General features: G+C 74.7%; 18 protein-coding genes. 9 read left to right on the forward strand and 9 right to left on the reverse strand.

What is annotated here, in order from left to right:
* The first annotated feature begins 99 nt into the window (after positions 1-99).
* The 8 genes from FHX73_RS33000 to FHX73_RS33035 all read left to right on the forward strand — a co-directional run bounded on the left by FHX73_RS33000 (position 100) and on the right by FHX73_RS33035 (position 10,024).
* Entirely contained in the window at positions 100-423 is a 324-nt protein-coding gene (locus FHX73_RS33000) for a YciI family protein (protein WP_145909613.1), read from the forward strand.
* The gene (locus tag FHX73_RS33005; RefSeq protein WP_145909614.1) at positions 420-1,676 is read left to right on the forward strand and encodes an RNA polymerase sigma factor; all 1,257 of its coding nucleotides are present in this window, start codon (positions 420-422) and stop codon (positions 1,674-1,676) included. The genes FHX73_RS33000 and FHX73_RS33005 overlap by 4 nt, the downstream gene beginning before the upstream one ends.
* A gap of 225 nt (positions 1,677-1,901) precedes the next feature.
* A complete protein-coding gene (locus FHX73_RS33010; protein ID WP_342795341.1) occupies positions 1,902-4,418 on the forward strand; it encodes an MXAN_6230/SCO0854 family RING domain-containing protein in 2,517 nt (838 codons plus the stop codon).
* Positions 4,415-5,161, forward strand: a complete 747-nt coding sequence (locus FHX73_RS33015; protein ID WP_145909616.1) for a 2-phosphosulfolactate phosphatase — start codon at positions 4,415-4,417, stop codon at positions 5,159-5,161. Before FHX73_RS33010 ends, FHX73_RS33015 begins: the two co-directional genes overlap by 4 nt.
* A 142-nt stretch (positions 5,162-5,303) precedes the next feature.
* Positions 5,304-5,984, forward strand: coding sequence for an SDR family NAD(P)-dependent oxidoreductase (locus FHX73_RS33020; RefSeq protein ID WP_145909617.1), 681 nt, complete (start codon positions 5,304-5,306; stop codon positions 5,982-5,984).
* A gap of 301 nt (positions 5,985-6,285) precedes the next feature.
* Positions 6,286-7,242: an AraC-like ligand-binding domain-containing protein gene (locus FHX73_RS33025; protein ID WP_170305184.1), complete on the forward strand. Its 957-nt coding sequence runs from the start codon at positions 6,286-6,288 to the stop codon at positions 7,240-7,242.
* A 425-nt stretch (positions 7,243-7,667) separates the two neighbouring features.
* Positions 7,668-9,194 (forward strand): FAD/NAD(P)-binding protein, encoded by a 1,527-nt coding sequence (locus FHX73_RS33030; protein ID WP_145909619.1) that lies wholly within the window; start codon positions 7,668-7,670, stop codon positions 9,192-9,194.
* A 29-nt stretch (positions 9,195-9,223) separates the two neighbouring features.
* Positions 9,224-10,024, forward strand: a complete 801-nt coding sequence (locus FHX73_RS33035; protein WP_145909620.1) for a class II aldolase/adducin family protein — start codon at positions 9,224-9,226, stop codon at positions 10,022-10,024.
* A 73-nt stretch (positions 10,025-10,097) separates the two neighbouring features.
* Here the strand turns inward: FHX73_RS33035 and FHX73_RS33040 are convergent, their stop codons facing one another.
* Positions 10,098-11,624 carry an MFS transporter gene (locus FHX73_RS33040; RefSeq protein WP_170305185.1) on the reverse strand — a complete coding sequence of 509 codons (1,527 nt, stop codon included), beginning with the start codon at positions 11,622-11,624 and terminating at the stop codon, positions 10,098-10,100.
* 264 nt (positions 11,625-11,888) lie between these two features.
* Between FHX73_RS33040 and FHX73_RS33045 the strand changes: the two genes are divergently transcribed.
* A complete protein-coding gene (locus FHX73_RS33045) occupies positions 11,889-12,497 on the forward strand; it encodes a TetR/AcrR family transcriptional regulator (protein ID WP_145909622.1) in 609 nt (202 codons plus the stop codon).
* A gap of 72 nt (positions 12,498-12,569) precedes the next feature.
* Here FHX73_RS33045 and FHX73_RS33050 read toward each other — a convergent pair whose 3' ends face one another.
* The 8 genes from FHX73_RS33050 to FHX73_RS33085 form a co-directional block, all read right to left on the reverse strand.
* Entirely contained in the window at positions 12,570-13,796 is a 1,227-nt protein-coding gene (locus FHX73_RS33050) for a styrene monooxygenase/indole monooxygenase family protein (protein WP_145909623.1), read from the reverse strand.
* Between the two features lie 37 nt (positions 13,797-13,833).
* On the reverse strand, positions 13,834-14,823 hold the full coding sequence (locus FHX73_RS33055) for an LLM class flavin-dependent oxidoreductase (RefSeq protein WP_145909624.1): 990 nt from the start codon (positions 14,821-14,823) through the stop codon (positions 13,834-13,836).
* Positions 14,824-14,881: 58 nt separating this feature from the next.
* Entirely contained in the window at positions 14,882-15,373 is a 492-nt protein-coding gene (locus tag FHX73_RS33060; protein WP_145909625.1) for a flavin reductase family protein, read from the reverse strand.
* Positions 15,370-16,932 (reverse strand): AMP-binding protein, encoded by a 1,563-nt coding sequence (locus FHX73_RS33065; RefSeq protein ID WP_145909626.1) that lies wholly within the window; start codon positions 16,930-16,932, stop codon positions 15,370-15,372. Before FHX73_RS33065 ends, FHX73_RS33060 begins: the two co-directional genes overlap by 4 nt.
* Entirely contained in the window at positions 16,929-18,140 is a 1,212-nt protein-coding gene (locus FHX73_RS33070; RefSeq protein ID WP_145909627.1) for an acyl-CoA dehydrogenase family protein, read from the reverse strand. Before FHX73_RS33070 ends, FHX73_RS33065 begins: the two co-directional genes overlap by 4 nt.
* A gap of 74 nt (positions 18,141-18,214) precedes the next feature.
* Positions 18,215-19,687 (reverse strand): FAD-binding oxidoreductase, encoded by a 1,473-nt coding sequence (locus FHX73_RS33075; protein ID WP_145909628.1) that lies wholly within the window; start codon positions 19,685-19,687, stop codon positions 18,215-18,217.
* 54 nt (positions 19,688-19,741) lie between these two features.
* Entirely contained in the window at positions 19,742-20,245 is a 504-nt protein-coding gene (locus FHX73_RS33080; protein ID WP_145909629.1) for a flavin reductase family protein, read from the reverse strand.
* Between the two features lie 127 nt (positions 20,246-20,372).
* Positions 20,373-21,446: an LLM class flavin-dependent oxidoreductase gene (locus FHX73_RS33085; protein ID WP_145909630.1), complete on the reverse strand. Its 1,074-nt coding sequence runs from the start codon at positions 21,444-21,446 to the stop codon at positions 20,373-20,375.
* Between the last annotated feature and the right edge of the window lie 56 nt (positions 21,447-21,502).

The raw sequence follows: 21,502 nt of genomic DNA on the forward strand, positions 1-21,502 counted from the left end.
GAATCCGGTCGGGGTTGTCGGATCGGGGCGCCCCCGTTCGTAGCAAGGGTGAGCAGGCGCCCACCAGGGGCGTCCCCGGAGTCCAGGAGATGGTCCGAGATGCAGTACCTGCTTTCCGTGATCCACGACAGCGGCGACCTCGCCACCGACGAGGAGATGGCCGCGATCGACGTGTTCAACGAGCGCCTCCAGACCGAGGGCCACTGGGTCTTCGCCGGCGGCCTCGGGGTGACCGACGCGGCCACCGTGATCGACAACCGCGGCCCGGAGCCGGTGTTCACCGACGGGCCGTTCGTGGAGTCGAAGGAGTACCTGGTCGGCTTCTGGATCATCGAGGCCGCCGACCTCGACGTGGCGCTCAAGCTGGGGGCCGAGGGGTCGAAGGCGTGCAACCGCAAGGTCGAGGTGCGGCCGTTCCTGTGAGCACCGTGGACGTCGGGGAGGCGATCACCCGGGCCCACCGCGCGGAGTGGGCGCGGGTGGTCGCCTCGCTGACCCGCCGCTTCGGCGACCTCGACGTCGCCGAGGAGGCGGCCGCCGAGGCCTTCGCCACCGCCGTCGAGCGCTGGCCGGCCGACGGCGTGCCGCCCAACCCCGGCGGGTGGCTGACCACCACCGCCAACCGCCGGGCCATCGACCGGCTCCGGCGCGAGGCCAAGCGCGACGCCAAGCAGCAGGAGGCCCGGATGTCGTACGCCGATCCGCCCGACCCGTTCCTGTCCCTGCCCCTGTCCCCGTCCGCGTCCCCAATCGAGGACGAGCGGCTGCGGCTGGTCTTCACCTGCTGCCACCCGGCGCTCGCGATGGACAGCCGGGTGGCGCTGACCCTGCGCATGGTCGGCGGACTGACGGTGGCCGAGATCGCCCGCGCCTTCCTGGTGGGGGAGGCCACCATGGGGCAGCGGCTGACCCGGGCGAAGGCCAAGATCAAGGCCGCGCGGATCCCGTACCGGGTGCCCTCCGAGCAGGACCTCCCGGAGCGGCTGGCCGGCGTGCTCGCCGTGCTCTACCTGGTCTTCAACGAGGGCTACCTGGCGACCGGCCCCGGTACCGACCCGGTGCGCCAGGACCTGACGGCCGAGGCGATCCGGCTCACCCGGCTACTGCGGGCCCTGCGACCCGACGACGGCGAGGTGGCCGGCCTGCTGGCGCTGATGCTGCTCACCGAGGCCCGCCGGACCGCCCGCGTCTCGCCGGACGGCGAGCTGGTCCCGCTCGACGAGCAGGACCGCGCCGACTGGGACCGGGAGTTGATCGCCGAGGGCCACCGGCTGGTCCGCGAGCGCCTGGCCACCGGGGCGGCGCCCGGGCGCTACCAGGTCCTGGCGGCGATCAACGCCGTGCACACCTCGGCCCGACGGGCGGGCGACACCGACTGGTCGCAGGTCATCGCCCTCTACGACCAGCTGGCCCGCCTCGACCGCTCGCCGATCGTCGCCCTCAACCGCGCCGTCGCGGTCGCCGAGCTCGACGGCCCCGGGGTGGCGCTGGCGGCGGTCGACCGGCTCGACCCCGAGCTGGCCGGCTACCACGCCTACCACGCGACCCGCGCCGACCTGCTGCGCCGGCTGAACCGCCGCCAGGAGTCGCGCGCCGCCTACGAGCGGGCCATCGAGCTGGCGGGCAACGCGGCCGAGGCGGCCGCCCTGGCCCGGCGGCGCGACCGGCTGAGCTAGGCACCAGCGCGGAAAAGCGTTCGAGGCCGGGATCACTCCCCCGCTAGCATGAGCGGCGCGGAGGCGGCTCCGCGGCGTGCTTCCTTCTCCTTCCTGCAAAGAACCCAGCGCGCCCACTCCCCGCCTCCGCTTCATCGTTTCCCGGGGAGTTGATCGGCCATCAGCAGCACCGCGCGCACCCGCGCCGCCACCGCCCGCCCCGTCGAGGACCAGGAGGCGCAGCTGCTGCGCCTGCTCGGCACCGTCTACCTGCACGCGCCGCTCGGCACTGGCGAGCTGCACCGGGTGCGCAACGCCGCCGGGCTGCGGGTGCTGGAGGCCGACCTGGCCGTGCGCGGCCACGTGCTCGCCGCCGACCTGCGCGCGGCGCTGGGCCGGCTCGACCCGCGCGACCTGGCGCTGCACGGCATCCGGCTGCTCGGCCGGGTGGAGGCGCTGCTCGGGGCCGACCAGCCGCACCAGCCGCTCTTCCGCGACTTCCCGGACAGCGTGCCGTCGTTCGCCCAGGCGCTCTACTCCGGCCGGATCCTGGCCTTCCTGCTCGCCCAGCCGCTCCAGCCCTGCCTGCTCTGCGGCACGGCCGGCCGGGTCGGCGCGCTGGCCGCCTGCGGCCACCTGCTCTGCCCGGACTGCCTGGACCGCCGCACGGCCGCCGACGCCGAGCCCGGCTGCCCGCTGTGCGGCGAGCCCTACCCGCGCGCGCAGCCGTACGCCGAGCCGACCCGGGAGGCGGCCCGGCCGTGGGTCACCCAGGTGGTGCCGGGCGGCACCCTGCGCCCGTTGCGGCTGGGCGGCGGGCCGGCCGAGCAGGCCGCCGACGCCGAGGCACTGGTGCTGCGCCTGCTGGCCCGGGCCACCCCGCTCAACCCGCAGGACCGCGCCGACCTGGCGGGGCTGCTGCCGTTCGCCCAGGGCTCGCCGGCCGACTGGTTGCCGGAGCGGATCCCGGTGCGCGAGACCAAGGCCACCGTGCTGGCCGCGCTGCTGCGCGCCGGGGCCACCCGGGCGGCCACGCTGGAGCTGTTGCCGGAGCGGCTGAGCACCGCGACGGACGTGCTGCGGCTGCTCTGGGCCTGGTCGGGCGCGGAGCCGGACCTGTTGGCGCCGCCGCGCCGGCTGGCCGCCGTGCCGCGCCCGGTGCGCCGGGCGCTGCTGGCCCGGCTGGACGCGTTCGAGCCGGCGGTGCTGCTGGAGGACCTGGGGCGGCACCGGCAGGCCTGGCTGCGGGCCGGCGAGCTGCTGCACCCGGGCGAGTTCCGGGCCCGCCACGGCGGGGTCGCGCTCGCCTTCGACGCGCTGCGCGCCGACCGGCCCGGGGACGGTCTGCCGCGCACCCTCGCCTCCCGGGTCGAGGAGGCGCTGCGGGCCGGCGACACCGCCGCCGCGACGGCGCTGCTGCTGTCCCGGCCGGGCGAGCTGGTGCGCCGGCTGCACCAGCTGCTGCGCGTTCAGACGGACCGTCAACTGCCCGGCCTGCCAGTCGGATTGGCGGAAGGGCTGCCCGGTGCGCTGCGTTCGGTCGGGCCCGGTCCGCTGCTCGGCGCCTACGGCCGGCTGCGCGCGCCGCGGACGGCCGGCGAGCGGCGGTCCTACTTCCCGCGCGCGCGGATCACCAAGGTCTTCGGGCGCAACGACTGGGGCACACCGGTGCCGGCCGCGCTGGGCGACCCCGTCTGCGCCCTGATCGAGGCCGAACTGCTGCGCCGCAGCGCGCAGTTGCCGCCGGTCGAGGTGGCCGTGATCGACCGCGGGCTGGCCGACCTGACGGTGCCGTTCGCGGAGCGGGCCCTCTCCAAGGCGCTGGTCGTGCTGCCGCGCGGCAGCGTGCAGCCGGTGCCGGCCGGCGCGCGGGTGCGGCTCTTCGTGCACTGGGTGGAGCCGGACGGGGTCCGGGTCGACCTGGACCTGTCGGTGGCCTTCTTCTCCGCCGACTGGGAGCCGGTGGGCCAGTGCGACTACACCCAGTTGACCTGGGGCGAGCGGGCGGCCGTGCACTCCGGCGACTACACCTCGGCGCCCGCCCCGGACGGCGCGACCGAGTTCGTGGACCTGGACCTGGCGGGGCTCGCCGCGGCCGGGGTGCGGTACGCGCTGCCGGTGGTGTTCAGCTACAACGACATCCCGTTCGAGGACCTGCCCAAGGCCTTCGCGGGCTTCATGGCGCTGGACGCGCTCGACGGGCCGACCCCGTCCGGCGCGCCGTACCACCCCGGCGCCGTCCGCCAGCGCTTCGACCTGGCCGGGGAGGCGCGGGCCTGCCTGCCGATGGTGGTGGACCTGGCTCAGGGCCGGGCGCACTGGACGGACGTCAACCTCTCCGCCTCCGGCGGCCTGCACAACGTGGACCGGCACGCGGACCGGCTCGGCCTGGTCGCCTCCGACCTGCTGGCCCACTTCGGCGGCGGGGGCCGGGCCTCGCTCTGGGACCTGGCGCGCTGGCGCGCGGCGGGGACGGCGCGCGAGGTGCTGGTGCGCGACCGGGACGGGGCGGTGTCCGCCTTCCGGCGAACTGACGAGGAGTCAGTCATGGACTTCGCAGAGCGACTTGACGGTACGTCAGGCCTCGCACCGGAGGAGCTGGGCGAGCGCAGCGCGTTCCTGGCGCTGGTGCACGGCGACCTGCCGGCCCGGGCGGCAACGGGCGGGGTGTACCGGCTCTACCCGGGCCCGGTCGACGAGTCGGCGGGCCTGACCCGGCTGGCCGCCGCCGACCTGCTCGCGGCGCTGGAGGCGGGCCGATGAGCACGCCCGGCGCACCCTCGCCCGACACCCGCGCGCCGGGCGCCTCCGGTGCGCCCGACTCCCCCACGCCCGACACCCGCACGCCCGACGGCTCCGTCGCGGTGGTGATCGACGTCATGCGGGCCTTCACCGTCGCCGCGCAGGCCTTCACCCAGGGCGCCGAGCGGATCGTGCTCGCCGCCTCGCTGGAGCAGGCCCTGGAGCTGAAGCGGCGTCACCCCGACTGGCTGGCCCTCAAGGACGGTGCGCCGGCCCCCGGCTTCGACCTGGTCAACTCCCCCGGCCTGCTGCGCTCGGCGCGGCTGGCCGGCCGCACGGTGGTGCAGAAGACCACGGCCGGCACGGTCGGCGCCCACGCCGCGCGGGACGCCTCGCTGCTGCTCTGCGCCGGCTTCAGCACGGCCGCCGCCACCGCGCGGTTCCTGCGCGGCCGCCCGCCCGCCCGGTACGTCGTCACCGGCGACGGCGGTACCGCCCCCGAGGACCGCGCCTGCGCCGACTACATCGCCGCCCTGGTCGCCGACCCGACCACCCCGGCCGAGCCGTTCCTGCGGACGGCGGCGGCCTCCCCGGCCGCGGCCGAGCTCCACCAGGGCCTGCGCGGCGGCTACCTGGGCGTGCACCCGGACGACGTCGCGCTCTGCCTGGAGGCCGACCGCCACCCGTTCGCGATGGTGGTCACCGAGGAGGACGGGTTGCTGGTGCTCCGGCCGGTGCACTCGGCCGGGGCAGGCGCGAACTGACGTGTGCCCGGCCCGTCCGGGCGTCCGGTCCGGGCTGCCCGTGCGGGTGAAGCCCGGCGGCGGAGCGCGGGGCGATTGGTGCGCCGGACGGCCTCCGCCGTAGCGTCGGGGCACAAGTTCCCTGGCAGCGGAGGAGAGTGACGTGCCGACAGCAGTGGTGATCGGGGCCGGACCGGGCATCGGGAAGTCCGTGGCGGAGCGGTTCGCCGCCGCGGGCTACGCCGTCGCGGTGATCGCGCGCGGCGACGCGACCGTCAAGGCGGTGGCCGGGGCCGTGGAGCGGCACGGCCACCCGGTGCTGGCCCGCACGGCCGACAGCACCGACGAGGACCAGCTGCGCGCCGTGCTCGACGAGGCCGCGGCCGAGCTCGGGCCGATCGACGTGCTGGTGTACAACGCCGCGCGGATCCGCCCGGACGCGCCCGGCGAGCTGGACGCCCGCGGGCAGCTGGAGAGTTGGGCGGTCAACGTGGTGGGCGCGCTCACCGCGGCCGCGCACCTGGCCCCGGGCATGGCGGCGCGCGGCCACGGCTCGATCCTGATCACCGGCGGCATGCCGGAGCCGGACCCGAACTACGTCAGCCTGAGCCTGGGCAAGTTCGGCGTGCGGGTGCTGGTGCGTCTACTGGATGCGCAGTACGGGCCGGCCGGGGTGCACGTCGCCTCGGTGACCGTGCCCGGCGCGGTGTCGCCCGGCTCCGACTGCGACCCGGACGAGATCGCCGAGCACTACTGGCGGCTGCACAACCAGCCGCGCGGGGCCTGGGCGAACGAAATCGTGCACGGGGCACCCGGCGGCCCGGCCGGTCAATCGGCGAACTAATCGGGTTCACCGAGCGTGATCCCGGCGTGATCCGGCCAGTGCGCGCAGCGGCGGCCGGATCACCGCCTCGTCGGCCGCCCGGGATCACCTTCCGGTCAGCCCACCGGTATTGGCCAAAATCCCCCTGTCCCAGTGTTCTACTCCAATCGCAAGATGAGGCCAACCGATTCGTACCTTCTTGCGCATTAGGAGGACAAAATTCATGCAACGGGGGGGAATAGCAAGAGCAATCCAACCTCAGCGCACCCGGGCGCCGGACTCCGCAGACACCGCGGACACCCTCGACCGCCGGCCGGCCACCGTGCTGTGCACCGAGGGCGCGAGCGCCGAGACCAGCTTCCGGCTCTGGGGCGAGCTGGTCGCCAGCGCCTGCGGTCCGCTGCGGGTGCACCGGTCCGGACAGGGCACCTTCGAGGGCGCCATCGTCACCGGGACCTTCGGCGCGGTCCAGCTCGCCAGCGTCCGGGCCGAACCGCACACCGTCGAGCTGCCCCGGCCGGCGGTCGCCGGCCCGGCCGCTGACGGCCCGCTCTGCCTGAGCTGCGTGCTGGACGGCGAGGTGACGGTCAGTCAGGGCGGCCGGACCGTGGTCGCCCAGCCCGGCAACCTGTTCAGCTACGACAGCTCGTACCCGTTCAGCCTGCGGATGAGCCGTCCCATCCACATGGCGACCGTCAAGTTCGACCACCGCCTGGTGGACCTGCGGGCCGGCCTGGCCCACCCGCTCTGGGCCGCCAGCTGGTCCGGGCGCGAGGGCGTCAGCGCCCTGCTCGCCAACCTGCTGCGCAGCACCGCCTGTCACCTGACCGAGCTGGACGGCACCGTCGCCGACCTGCTCGGCCGCAGCGTCGCCAGCCTGGTCAGCGCCGTCTGCGCGGACAAGCTCGGCGAGGCCGGCGGCGCGCCGGACGGCGCCCGGCGGGCGCTGCTGCACCGGATCCGGGTGTACGCCCGGGCCCACCTCGGCGACCCGGGCCTCACCCCGGCCCGGCTGGCCCGGGAGCACCGGATCTCGCTGCGCTACCTCCAACTGCTCTTCCAGGAGGAGGGCGTCAGCCCGGCGCTGTGGATCCGCAACGAGCGGCTGGAGCGCTGTCGCGAGGACCTCGCCGACCCGCGCACCGCGCACCTGAGCGTGGCCGAGGTGGCCGAGCGCTGGGGCCTGCTCGGCGCCTCGCACTTCAGCAAGCTCTTCCGGCAGCGCTACGGGGTGCCGCCCCGGGAATGGCGCCGGAACTGTCTGCGGGTGCCGTCTTAGGGGGTGTCTTTCGGGTCACGCCGGGCGGTCGCCGCCGGGGCACGCACCTCGACGGCTTCTCGTCAGTCGCCAATGCTCCGCATGGACTCTCCCCCAGCCTTCGGCTGGGAGGGGCCCCCATCCTCGGCGCCGCCGATGCACGCACCCGTGGGGGCACCTCCCGGCCGAAGGCTGGGGGAGACGCCCGCTATCCGACGTGACCCGAAAGACACCCCCTAACCCCGGTTTTTCCGGGTGCGCGATCGCTTCACATCCCATGCGTGATCGGATGACCGGCCGGCCCGCGCCTCCCGCAGGCTGGAGCCCGGAAAAGCACGTTCCAGGGAACCGGTGCTGCCATTTTCCGGTGCGCGACCGGAATTTCGGAAGCGGTCGCCGGTTCCCGCCGAACCGTTCGCGGGTCCTCCAGAACGAGGTTTCTTTGCATGCCCAGTCCTTCAAGAACAGGAATAGTCGGCGGCGGAGCGTCCGCGGTCTGCCTGCTCGACGCGCTGAGCCGAAGCCCCCGGGTTCCGGAAACCGTCGCGGTCTTCGACCCCTCCCCCCACCTGTGGCGCGGCCGGGCCTACCAGCCCGACTCGGCGGCACTGTGGGTGAACGCCCCGCCCGAGGACATGACGGTGCGTGAGGGCGACCCGGAGCACTTCGCCCGCTGGCTCCAGGCGCACCAGAGTGCGCTGGGCGCCCGCACCGACTTCACCGACGCGTGGTCGGGCATCCCGTTCACTCCGCGCGCCCTCTACGGCGACTACCTGGAGCAGTGCGCCCGGGCGGCGCTGCGCACCCTGGCCGCCCGGGGCAGCACGATCAGCGTGGTGCGCAGCGCGGTGGTGGAGCTCACCCGGGCCGGCCGCACCCTGCTGGTCCGCACCGCCGACGGCCGGGCGCACCCGCTCGACCACGCGGTGGTCTGCGTCGGCAGCGGCGGCCCGGCCGACCCGCACCGGCTGACCGGCCTGCCCGGCTTCATCCCGGACCCCTACCCGGTGGCCCGGCGACTGGCCGGGATCGGCGCCGACCAGCGGGTGGTGGTGCTGGGCAGCGGGCTGACCGCGATCGACGTGGTGCTCTCGCTCACCGCCGCCGGCCACCGCGGCAAGGTGGTGCTGGCCTCCCGGCGGGGCATCCTGCCGGGGGTGCGGCAGCGGCCGGTGGAGCACACCCTGCGGTACTTCACGGCGGACCGGTTCCAGGCGATGGCCGCCCGGGGCCAGACCCTGCCGCTGACCGACGCGGTGGCCGTGCTGGCCGAGGAGCTGACCGCCGCCGGCTCCTCGCTCGCCTCGGTGGCCGAGGAGATCGCGGCGGCCGGCACGGAGGAGCCGGTGGCCCGGCTGCGCCGCCAGCTGGCCGCCGTGGACTCCCCCGACCCGGGCCTGCGGGTGCTGCAACGCGCGGTGCCGGACACCGGGCCGGACGTCTGGCCGCTGCTGCCGGAGCACGACCGGGTGCTGCTGCGCGAGCGCCACTACCGCACGATCATGAGTCTGTGCTGCCCGATGCCGCCCACCACCGCGGCCACCCTGCTGGCCCAAGTGGACCGCGGCCGGCTGGAGTTCGCCAGCGGGGTGGAGCAGGTCAGCGCCGATCCCGGCGGCGGGTTCACGCTGCGCACCGCCACCGGCACGCACCGGGCGGACGTGGTGGTCGGCGCCGCCGGCCCGGCGGCCGACCGGTTCCCGGCCGGCGCGAAGGCGCTGATCGACTCGCTGACCGCGAACGGCCTGGCCGCCCCGCACCCACAGGGCGGGCTGCGGGTCACCCGGGCCACCAGCGGACTGACCGTCAACGAGGCCGTGGACCGGCAGGTCTACGTGCTGGGCGACCTCGCCTCGGGCTCGCTCTTCTTCACCTTCGGCGTGCCCTCGCTGGTGGACCGGGCCGTCGACATCGCCGAGGCCATCCACCGGGACGCGGCGCTGCGCCCCGACCCCACCATGCAGCCCGCCTGACCCGCCACGACCACCAAGGAGCCTGCCCCATGACCGACACCGCGCAGAACCACCTGGCGGACACCCGCACCGGGCTGCCGCTGCCCACCGAACCGGTCTTCGACAACGTGGACGACACCCGCCGCCACCGCAAGCAGCGACTGGCCGCCGCCCTGCGGCTGTTCGGGGCCTACGGCTTCGGCGAGGGGATCTCCGGGCACATCTCGGTGCGCGACCCGGAGCACCACGACCGCTTCTGGGTCAACCCGTTCGGCGTCTCGTTCCGCCGGGTCAAGGTCCGCGACCTGATCCTGGTGGACGAGCAGGGCCGGGTGGTGAGCGGCCACCACCGGGTCAACCCGAGTGCCTTCGTGATCCACTCCGCGATCCACCGGGCGAACCCCGGGGCGACCGCGGCGGCGCACGGACACACCGTCAACTCCCGTGCGCTCGGCGCGCTCGGACGGCTGCTGGAGCCGCTGGACCAGGAGTCGGCCGCCTTCTACCAGGACCAGGTGCTCTACGACTCCTACGAGGGCCCGTCGATCAGCATCGAGCAGGGTCTGGACATCGCCGCCTCGCTGGGCGACAAGCGGGCGATGCTGCTGCGCCACCACGGGCTGATCACCGTCGGCGGCTCGGTGGACGAGGCGGTGCACTGGTTCTTCACCTACGAGTCCGCCGCCCAGGTGCAGTTGCTGGCCGCGGCGGCCGGCGACCCGAAGCCGATGAACCACGCCCAGGCCAGTGCGGCCCGGGACGGCTTCGGCGACCGCCAGCTCGGCTGGTTCAGCTTCCAGCTGCTCTGGGACGAGATCACCCACGAGCAGCCCGACCTGCTGGAGGAGTAGGAGAACGTTGGGCACGACGGCTGGGGCCGCTCCGGATCCGGAGCGGCCCCAGCCGCGTTCGTCCCGCTCGGCCTCAACGGGCGGATTCGGCCAGGTCGTTGGCGGCGCCGGCCGGGGCGGCCCGGTTGGACCGGGCGCGGGCGGCGAGGGCCGCGGCGGTCACCGCGAGGGCGGACAGGGCCGCGATCACGATGATCACCCAGGTGCCCTGGTGGTAGCCGGAGAGCAGCTGGGCGCGGCTCGGCTTGCTGCCGGTGCCCATCCGCACGGTCACCACGGCGAGCACCACGGCCGCGCCGACCTGGTAGCCGGTCTGCAGGATGCCCGCCGCGAGCCCCTGCTCCGAGTCGTCGAGGCCGGCCGTGGCCTGCACGTTGGCGGCGGTGAAGGCGAACGGGAAGCCCGCGCCGATCAGCACCATGCTGGGCAGCAGCACCGTCCAGTAGGAGGAGTCCGCGCCGACCCGCAGGAAGAGCAGGAAGGCGACGGCGTAGGCGGCCATGCCGCCGAACATCATCCAGCGCAGCCCGATCTTCGGGATCAGCTTGCCGGCCCGGGGCGCGAGGACCAGGATCAGCAGGCCGATCGGCAGGAAGGCGAAGGCCATCTCCAGCGGCGACCAGCCCCGGTAGGTCTGCAGGTAGAGGCCGCCGACGAACTGGTAGCTCATGTAGGTGCCGAGGATCGCCGCGGCGATCAGGCTGGCGCCCAGCAGCGGCTTGTTGCGCAGCAGGCCCAGGCGCAGCAGCGGCTGCGGGGCCCGGGTCTCGATCACCGCGAAGGCGGCCAGCAGCAGCACCGCGGCGGCGAACACCCCGAGGGTCGCGCCGGAGAGCCAACCCTCCTGCGGCGCCTGGACGATCGCGTAGACCAGCAGCAGCATCCCGCCGGTCACGGTGATCGCGCCGGCCACGTCGTAGTGGCGCTCGCCGCCGTTGTTGGCCGGATCCTTGGGCACCAGCAGCAGGGCGCCGACCAGCGCGGCGATCGCCACCGGGATGGAGAGCACGAAGGTCCAGCGCCAGCTGGCCTCGGTGAGCGCGCCGCCGACCACCACGCCGATCGAGTAGCCGACCGCGCCGCAGGCGGTGTAGATGCCGAGGGCCCGATTGCGCTGCGGGCCCTCCGGGAAGTTGCCGACCACGATGGACAGCGCCGAGGGCGCGGTCAGCGCGGCGCCGATGCCCATCACCAGTCGGCCGGCGATCACCACCGCGCCGGTGGTGGCGGTGCCGCCGAGCAGCGAGCCGAGCGCCAGCACGGTCAGCCCGGTGAGGAAGACCCGCCGCCGGCCCAGCAGGTCCGAGAACCGGCCACCGAGCATCAGGAAGCCGCCGAAGCCCAGCACGTAGGCGCTGACCACCCACTGGGCGCCGGAGGTGCTCATGCTGAACTCGTTCTTGATCTGCGGGGTGGCGATGCCGATCATGATGTTGTCGAGCGCGTCCAACGAGAACGCGGCGCAGACGACCACGAGCATCAGCCACGCCCGGAGCCCCCACTTCGCCGTGTCCGCAGGGTCGTTGGTGGCGGTGTTGGTGGCGGCGGTGGTGGCGGCGGTGCCGTTCGCTCCGGCCGGAGCCTCGTCCGCGATGGCCATGGGCCAGCTCTCCTCACGGGGTCGGAAGAGTCGGTGGGATGATGTCTGATCAGGGGGAAGACGTGCAGGACGTGGTCGGGGCAGCGCACGCCGAAGGCGGAAGCGGCTGCCGCCAACTTCTGTACTAGACTCTACATAAAAGATATGGACCATGCTGACAGAGCGTCAAGTCGGATCCGGACCCAACTGCCCGACCCAACTGCCCGACAGTGGCAGCCGGACCGACCTGGCGCCCCGTCACCGAAGCACTGCCAAGGAGGCGCCGTGGCCCGGCTCGGCCGACCGCGCACATTCGACCGCGACGCGGCCCTGCACACCGCCATGCTGGTGTTCTGGGAACGCGGGTTCGAGACCACCTCGACCACCGACCTGGCCGGCGCCATGGGCATCAACCCGCCCAGCCTGTACGCCGCCTTCGCCAACAAGGAGAACCTGTTCCGGGAGGCCATCGGGCTCTACGAGCGCACCGAGGCCGACTCCGCCCGCCAGGCCATGGAGGCCGCACCGACCGCCCGGGAGGCGGTGGCGGCGCTGCTGCACGAGAGCGTCGACCGGTTCACCACCGAGGGCAAGCCGCGCGGCTGCATGATCGTGCTGGCCGCCACCAACTGCACCACCGACCACGAGTCGGTGCGCGACTTCGCGCTGCGCTGCCGGGCCCGCACCAAGACCGTGATCAAGGGCCGGCTGGACCGGGCGGTGGCCGAGGGCGAGCTGCCCGCGAGCGCCGACACCGACCGGACCGCCGCCTTCTACGCCACCTTCCTCAACGGCGCCTCGCTGCAGGCCAGGGACGGCGCCGGGCGCGCGGACCTGCACGGGCTGGTCGAGCTGGCGATGGCGGTCTGGGACACCGCACTGGTCGCGGCCTGACGGACCGTCAACGGCGGTGGGCGCGGGGATCATCCGATCCCCGCGCCCACCGCCGCTCCCGCACGCCGCCGGTCAGACCGCGCCGAGCCGCTCCAGCCAGTCGGTCGCCGCCTGCGGCGACCTGACCGCCTGCCACATCGCCTCGGGGTCGTTGAAGTTGTTCACGAAGGCGTCGGCGACCTTCTGCTCCGCCGTGGCCGCGGCGAACAGCGCGCCCAGGTGCTCCGCCGGCGGCCCGATGTTCAGGTTCGACCAGGAGACCACCGGCTCGGCGATCCGCCACAGCCGTTCCCCCGCCCGGCGGGCGAAGTCCTCGTCGAACGGCCCGCCGGCCAGGATGAGTTCGGCCAGCTCGAAGGCGCAGCGCGAGCCGAGGTTGGCGCCCTGCCCGGTCAGCGGGTCGTTCACCACCCAGGCGTCGCCGACCGCCAGCGCGGTGCGGCCCGAGGGCAGCACGGTCCAACTGCGCCGCACCGTCGGGGTGATCCCGCCCTGCACCACGTCACCCGGCCGGGCCAGGCCGAACTCGCGCTCGTCGATCCGTTCGCGCAGGTCCGGCGCGTGGTCGCCGACCAGCTTGAGCAGGGTCCGCTCGAAGCCGGCCCGGTCGCCCGCGTGGTCGTAGCCCGCCAGCTGCTCCAGCGGTCCGCCGGGCAGCGCCTCGACCACCATGCCGTGCACCGGCCCGTCGGCGGTGAGGATCCGGGTGGAGAAGATCTCGCCGACCTCGGTGACCTGGAAGTGGATCCAGCTCGGCGAGCTGGGCGCGATGCCCTGGAACAGGCCGGCGGTGACGATCCGCTGCGGCGCGGCGTAGGGCGAGCGGGCCGGGTCGCGCTCGAACAGCCCGGTGGCGCTGCGGCCGGCCGCGACCACCACGAGGTCGTGGCGGGTGGAGATCCGGTCCACCTCGGCGGGTTCGGGGCGCAGCAGCTCGACCCGGCCGCCGCGCTCCAGGTAGTCGGCGGTCAGCCGGGGCAGGTAGACCCGGAAGTCCACGCCGCTGGCCGGTTCGTCGAGCCGGCCGAAGAAGTGGATGTCCGCCTCGCCGCGGGCCACCAAGTTGACCCCGTGGGTGTGGTGCTCGGGCGCGTCCCAGTGCGCCACCCCGAGCTGCTGCTCGCGCCGGCGGGTGCGGCCGAACCGGACCGGCAGGTTGAGCGGCCGGCCGGCCGCGACCTGCTCGGCGGTGCGGTCGGCGTAGAGCGTGGTGGCGACGCCGGCCTGCTGCAGCCGCAGCGCCAGGTGCAGGCCCGAGATGCCGGCGCCGACGATGGCGATGTCCGGTGTGTCTGGCATGGTGCTCCTCCTCGCTTGGGTGCTCAGCTTTCGGGACTCAGTCGAACTGGGGGATCACGTGCTCGGCGAACAGCTCCAGCGACCTGCGCGCCCGGTCGGCGGGCAGGCCCGGCGCCCGGCCGAAGAAGATCACCCGCTCCACCTGGCCGAGCCCCTTGATCCGCTCGCGCAGCCCCTCGGCCACCTGGTCGGGCGGGCCGACCAGGAAGAACTCGCGCGGCAGGTCGTCGACGGAGGGCAGGCCGGGGTTGCCGAACCACTCCTGGAACTTGTTCAGCAGGTACCAGTAGTGCTCCCTGATCTCCTGCCAGCCCTGCTCGGCGTCCTCGCAGACGTAGACGCCCGGGGTGACCACGGCCGTCACGCCGAAGCGCTCCGGGTCGTGGCCGTGCTCGGCCAGGGTCTGCCGGTAGAGGTCGAGGATCTCCGGCGGGGTGCCCAGGTCGGGCAGGAAGCGCAGCCCGTGCCGGCCGGCCCGCAGGGCCGCCGCCTTGGAGCCGCCGCCGATCCAGACCGGCGGGTGCGGCTGCTGCTGGGGCACGGGGGTGACGGTGACGTCCTGGAAGGCGAAGTGCTTGCCCTGGTGGGAGAAGGGCTCGCCGGTCCAGGCCCGGCGCAGGATCTCCACCGTCTCCTCGGTGCGCGCGCCGCGCGCCGCGCGGGGCAGGCCGAGCGCCTCGAACTCGGCCTCCCGGTAGCCGGGGGCCAGGCCGAGCTCCAGCCGCCCGCCGCTGAGCAGGTCGGCCACGGCCGCGTCCTCGGCGAGCCGCAGCGGGTGGGTGAGGCCGGCCAGCAGCATCGCGGTGCCCAGCCGGATCCGCTCGGTGCGGGCGGCGATCGCGGTGAGGGCGGGGAAGAGCGAGGGCAGGTAGCCGTCGTCGGTCAGGTGGTGCTCGGAGAGCCAGACCGACTCGAAGCCCCAGTGCTCGGCCCCAGTGGCCAGCTCCAGGGTCTCGCGGTAGACCTCGGCCCAGGGCCGGCGCCAGCGCGCGGGGTTGCGGAAGTCCAGCCAGATGCCGAATTTCACGGGTGCCTCCTGCTCTCGGACTGCTCTGGGAAGGGTTGCGGAAGGTTGTGCCTGGGTCCTACGACTCGGTCAGCGCCCGCAGCGCGCCGTCCAGGCTGACCAGCGGGGGTCTGCGGGGTCGTCCGCCGGTCGCCAGCACCTGGCCGATGACCACCGTGTGGTCGCCGAGGTCGTGCCGGTCGTGCAGGGCGCACTCCAGCCAGCCTGGCGCATCCAGCACCAGGGCGCCGGTGCGCGGACCCGGGGTGGTGGCGCAGGTGGCGAGCACGGTGGCCCTGGTGCCCCGGTCGGCGGTGAAGGCCTCGGCGAGGTCGTCGCCCGCCACGTCGAGGATGGAGACCGCCCAGACGCCCGCCGCGAGCAGGCGGTCGAGGAACTCGCCGTCCCGCGGCAGGGCGAGCGAGACCAGCGGCGGGTCGAGCGAGACGGAGGCGAACGAACGCACCGTCAGCGCGTCGTGCGCGCGCCGCCCGTCCCGCTCGGCGAAGGTGGTCACCACGCAGATGCCGGTGGCGAAGGTGCCGAGCGCCGCGCGCAGTTGGGTGCTCATCCGGCCTCCTCCAGTTCGGCCAGCCGGTCGGCCAGCGCCCGCTTGCGCAGCTTGCCGGTGGCGGTGCGGGCGAGTTGCTGCCCGGTGAGCGCCTCGACGTGCTCGGGCACCCGCCCGTAGCGCCGCAGCAGCAACTCCCGGACCAGGCGCACGGCCTCCCCCTCGGGCGTGCCGCCCCGGAGCCGGAAGAAGACCGCGAGCCGGCCGTCCCGGTAGCTCCGGGCGACGGTGGACGCCGGTGCGACGAACGGCAGTTCCTCGACGGCGTGCTCGATCTCGTGACCGTGGTAGCGGGTTCCGGCCAGCTCGATCAGGTCGTCGGCGCGGCCGGTCACGGTGAGCAGCCCGCCGTCCACGAAGGCCAGGTCGTCGGTGACCAGCCAACCGTCATCGGTGAACTGCACGCTCTCACCGTCCGTTTGATGCTCCGTCACCGATGGACCGGTGACCTGGAGTCGACCGAGCACCCGCTCGGGCAGCACGGCGCCCCGCTCGTCCACCACCCGCAGCGAGAACCCCGGGTGCGGGCGGCCCACCGGGACGTAGCGCCGCGCGGCCGGGCCCGGCGGGGCGTAGACCCAGTCGACCACGCCCGCCGAGGTCTCCGGCATGCCCCAGCCGGGGTGCAGGGCCGTGGCCGGCAGCCCGTAGGGCGCGAGGGCGGCCAGGAAACGGCGGGCCGTGCGGTCCCGGACCGGCTCGCCGCCGCTCATCACGTACCGCAGGCCGGTCAAGTCCCAGCTGCGGCCCGCCGGTTCGGCGAGCCGGTCGGCGAGCAGGCCGAGCGCGTGGTCGGGCGCCCAGGTGGTGTCGATCCGCTCGGCGGCGGCCAGGTCGAGCCAGCGCAGCGGCTCGACCCGCACCCAGGAGGTGTCGGCGTGCACCTGGTGGCAGCCGAGCAGCACGTCCCGCAGGTGGCACATGACGATCCCGCTGACGTGGTCCAGCGGCAGCCAGTTGAGGGTCCGGGTGTGCTCGTCCAGCCCGCGGGCCAGGGCCGAGGCGTGCGCCCGGCTGAGCACGTTGCGGTGGGTCAGGACGACCGCCTTGGGCCGCCCGGAGCTGCCGGAGGTCAGGGTGAGCAGCGCCGGGTCCCCGGGGGCGGCCCGGTGCTCCTCGGGGTCGCCGGCCGGCGCCCGCAGGCCGGCCACCGGACCGAGCCGGCGCAGCGCCGGCCCGGATTCCGGCGGCGCCTCGCCGATCAGCCAGGCCCCGCCCAACTCTTCGTCCAGCTCATCCAGTTCACTGTCGGGGGCGAGCGGCACCGGCAGCAGGCCGCCCAGCACGCAGGCCCAGAAGGCGGTCAACAGGTCGGCCGGGCGGGCCGGGCGCAGCAGCACGGTGTCGCCCGGTGCCGCGCCGGCCCGGCGGATCCCGGCGAGCACCCGGGCGGCGTCCGCGCGCAGCCGGGCGTAGGAGCGCCGGGTGCGGGTGCCGGTGCCGTCGACCAGCGTGACGCCCCGACCGGTGCCCGCGGCGCGCCGCAGCGCCTCGCCGAGGGTGGGCACCGGTGGGTCGGGCAGCGGGTCGCCGTGCACCAGCGCGAGCGGGGTGCTCATGCCACGATGCCCAGGCTGAACGGGTTGGACGGGGTGCCGCCGAGCAGGTGGGCGCCGGCCGACTGGAGCACCTGGTCCTGGGCGATCACGTGCTGACGCATCGTCGTCAGGTCGCGCAGCCAGCGGTCCATCGGCGAGGGGCGGTAGATCGCGGTGGTGGCGACCAGGTCGTAGAGCCGGGTGACGATGGTGCGGGCGGCGCGGAAGGCGTTGACCCGGGCGAGCACGGTGTCCACCCGCTCGTCGGGGGTGAGTTCGCCGCCGGCCTCCAGGATCCGCTGCTGCCGGCGCAGGCTGCCGTAGACCGCGTGGCGGGCCGCGCCGAGCTCCATCTCGGATTCGGCGACGGCCAGTTGCACCCGGTAGGTGTCGGGCCACGGGGTCGCGGCGGCGCCGTCCACCCGGCCGGCGGCCAGCTCGCGCACGTAGTCCAGCGCCGCCCGGGCGACGCCCAGCGGCACCCCCGGCATGTTCCGCAGGATGGTCTCCGGCGTGCAGTCCGGGCCCTGGGTGCGCGGCTCGCCGAGGCTGAACGAGTGCTCCTCGGGGACGAACAGGTCGTTCGCCCGGTAGTCGCGGCTGCCGCTGCCGGCCAGGCCGGTGGTGTGCCAGGTGTCGATCACCTCGTACTGCTCGCGGGGCGCGATCATGATCCGCCAGCGGCGCGGCTCCCCGCCGTTGCCGGGCTCCGGCTCACCGTCGCGGTAGACGAAGCAGCCGCCGACCACCCAGTCCGCGTGGGTGATGCCGCTGGCGAACCGCCACTGCCCGGTGACCCGGTAGCCGCCCGGCACCCGGTCGGCGCGGCCGAGCGGCAGGATCAGGCCGGCGGTGACGGCGTCCGGGTCGCTCAACTCCTCGCGGGCGACCGACTCCGGCAGGAACTCCGCGTACAGCGGGGTGTCCATGCCGATCATCGCGCACCAGGCGGCCGAGGCGTCGCCGCGGGCCAGGATCTCCACCGCCTCGGTCTGCTGCACCGAGTCGAGGCCGGGGCCGCCGCGGGCGACCGGCACGCCCATCCGGAACATGCCGGCGTCGCGCAGCTCCTCCACCAGTTCGGGGGGCAGGTGGCGGGTGCGCTCGATCTGTTCCGAGGCGGCCCGCAGGACGGGGACCAGTTCCCCGGCCCGGCGCAGCACCTCGTCCGCCGAGGTGGGCCTGGTCCGGTCGGTGCGCGGAGCGCGTGCAACGGGTGAGGTGACCATCTGTGCTCTCCCTTCAGTCAGGTCCGTCGTGCAGTCAGCGGTAGCGCGGTAGTGATGGCGGTCAGTGGTGGCGGTCAGTGGTAGCGGCCCGGCGCGATGGCCTGCCGCGGGTCGAGGACGGCCTTCAGCCGCCTCGTCAGGGCCAGCGCGCCGGGGTCGCCGGCGAAGGCGTCGCGCCAGCCGGTGTGCTCGATGTCGAGTCGGTAGGGCGCGAACCCGGCAGCGGCGAACGACTCGTGGAGCAGGTCGAGCAGGCGGTGGGCCCGCTCGGCGGCGGCCTGCTCGCGCGGGAACTTGATCGCCACCACGCAGTCGACCAGGTCCGGTCCGAGCAGGTGCGAGGTGGCGGCGGCGCGGGCCCCGGTGGTCTCGACGGCCTGCCGGATCAGCCGGTCGGCCTCGGTGAGGGCCTCGCCGGTGAGCGGCAGCAGCGGCAGGAAGAAGACGAACCCGGCGCGAGTGTCCAACTGGTCGGCGGGCACGCCCATCTTGGCCTCGAAGAGCCGGTCCGCCAGGTCGGGGTCGCCGGCGTAGCCGCGCTCGATCAGGTCCACCAGCTCGGCCGGTTCGGCGCCCGCCGAGGTGTCGTCGGCGCCGCTGGAGACCCGGGTGAACAGGCCGCTGCGGCGCGCCTCGGCGACCAGCAGGCCGGTCAGGGCCTCGACCGCCTCGGCCGTGCCGTCCACCGGCAGGTGCGCCAGGAACTCGTCCTGGCCGCCGCCGTAGGCCCCGCCGGCCAGCGGGTCGAAGATCCGCGGCACGCCCCGGGTCAGGCCCTGGGCCACCCAGCGGCGGATCGCGGTCACCGCCTCGCCCAGCGCGGGGCGGGCGAAGGCGAGCCGCACCACCCGCAGCGCCTCGGGCCGCACCGGCAGCCTGATCACGGCGGCGGTGACCACCCCGAGGTTGGACTGGGTGAACAGCGGCAGCAGCGAGGGGCCGAGCCCGTGCGGGTAGACCGGCGCGCTGCGGTGCTCGTCCGGCCACCAGCCGACCCGCACCGACTCACCGTCGGGGAGCACCACTTCGAGGCCGGCCAGGTCCTCGGTGCGCTGGCCGCGCAGGCCGACACCGCGATCCAGGGCGTTGCCGAGCACGCTGGTGGCGGCGGCCGAGACGGTCACGTTGAGCATCCGGGGTGTGTCGGCGAGCAGTTGGGACAGTTCGCCCTGGGTGACGCCCGGCTCGATCACGGCCCAGCCGGCCGCCAGGTCGAAGGAGCGCACTCGGTCGAGGCCGCCGAGGTCCAGCACCACGCTGTCGTCCTGGGCGGGTTGGAAGGAGCCGAGGCCCCAGTTCCGGCCGGTGCTGATGGCGTGCAGGCCGGCGGAGTCGGCGTCCCGGTCGAAGAGCGCGACCAGCGGGCCGACCTGCTCCGCCCGCTCGGGGCGCAGCACGGCGGCGAGCCGGCGGGAGCGGAACATCGAGGTGTTGGGGCCGAGCAGCTCGCTCGACCGTGCGTCGGCGCGCACCACCCGTTCCGGGCCGAGCAGCCGCTCGGCCTCGGCGAGCGCCTTCTCCAGTGCGCTGGAGGGTCGTGGGTTCATGGCGGGTGGCCTCCGGGGTCGGGGGACTGCGGGGCGGGGACTACCGGGCGGGGACTACCGGGCGGCGAGCGCGGGGCGCAGCGCGCCGTTGAGGAAGACCAGGGCGTCGCGCGCCTCGGTCACCCCGCAGGCGAGCACCTCGCCGATCACCATCAAGTGGTCGCCCGCGACGAAGGATTCACTGAGCGCGCACTCCAGCCAGCCGAGGCCGGAGAGGATGAGCGCGCCGGTCTGCCCGCCCGTCGTGGCGGGCAGCGAGTCGATGACGGGGCCGCGGTGCTCGCGGCCGCGGGCCAGTGCCCCGGCGGTCTCGGCGCCGTCCGCGCCGAGGATCGAGACGGCCCACACCTTGGCGGCCAACAGGTCGGCCAGGAAGGCGGATTCGCGCCGCAGGCAGAGCGAGACCAGCGGCGGGTCGTAGGAGGCCAGGGCGAGCGAGTTGACGGTGATCGCGTCGTGGCGGCGGGCACCGGGGGCGTCGGGCGCCGCGGTGTGGGTGCTCACCACACCGACTCCGGTGGCGAAGTGCCGCATCACCCCGCGCAGGTCGAGTTCCATGGTCAAGGACGCTAATCGCTGCCCCGATCACGCTCTGCCGCCCGCGCGCACCCGCTCTGTCGGGATCGCGCAGCCGCGCACGGGAGTTCCGTGCGCGGCTGCGCGGTGGTGGTGCGGTGGCGGTGGGTCAGGACGGCATGCCGTAGGCGTCGGCGATCAAGTCGTAGGAGCGCACCCGCAGATCGGGGTCGTGCGAGTTCATGGCCAGCATCAGCTCGTCCGCGCCGGTGCGCTTCTGCAGCTCGTCCAGACCGGCCCGGACCTCCTCCCCGGTGCCGTACAGCGCGTTGTCCAGCCAGCCGCCGAGGATCGCGGACTCCTGGGCGGAGAAGGTGTGCGCGGCAGCCTCCTCGGCCGTCGGCACCAGGGTGGGCCGGCCGCTGCGCAGCCGGATGGTCACCAGGGCGCCGGTGAGGGCCTGCAGCCGGGCCTGCTCGGTCGTGTCCGCGGCGAAGGCGAAGACGCCGACCACGGCGTAGGGCTCGGCGAGCACGGCGGAGGGGCGGAAGCTGCTGCGGTAGAGGTCGAGCGCGGGCAGCGTGTTCTGCGCCGCGAAGTGGTGGGCGAAGGCGAACGGGAGCCCCAACTCCCCGGCCAGCTGGGCGGAGAAGCCGGAGGAGCCGAGCAGCCAGACCGCCGGCCGGCTGACCAGCCCCTGCACCGGCCCGGGCACCGCGTGCACGCCCCGGTAGGGGTGGCCGTCGGGGAAGTCGTCGTTCAGGAACCGGATCAGCTCCTGCACCTCGGCCGGAAAGGTGTCCCCCGCGCCGTGCGGGGAGGCGGCCCGGCGCAGCGCGCCGGCGGTCGCGCCGTCCGTGCCGGGCGCCCGGCCCAGGCCCAGGTCGACCCGGCCTGGGGCCAGCGCCTCCAGGGTGCCGAACTGCTCGGCGACGGCGAGCGGTGCGTGGTTGGGCAGCATCACGCCGCCCGATCCCAGTCGGAGGGTCTCGGTGTGGGCCGCGAGGTGGGAGAGGATCACGGCGGGGCTGCTGCTGGAGATGCCCGGGATGGAGTGGTGCTCGGCCACCCAGTAGCGCTGGAAGCCGCGCCGCTGCGCCAGTCGGGCCACCCGCACGGAGGTCTGCAGGGCCTCCCGGGCGGTGTAGCCGTCTCCGACGGCGGCCAGGTCCAGCACCGACAGCGGCACCGGCGCCGCACCCACGGCCGTACCCCGGACGGGGTCGTTGTTCTGCTCAGTCATGACCACCGGAACCCGGGGCGCTGCGCTCGGTATTCCGGTTATTCCCGGCGAACTGA

Origin of the sequence: Kitasatospora viridis (genome assembly GCF_007829815.1) — a bacterium.
Lineage (GTDB): Bacteria > Actinomycetota > Actinomycetes > Streptomycetales > Streptomycetaceae > Kitasatospora > Kitasatospora viridis.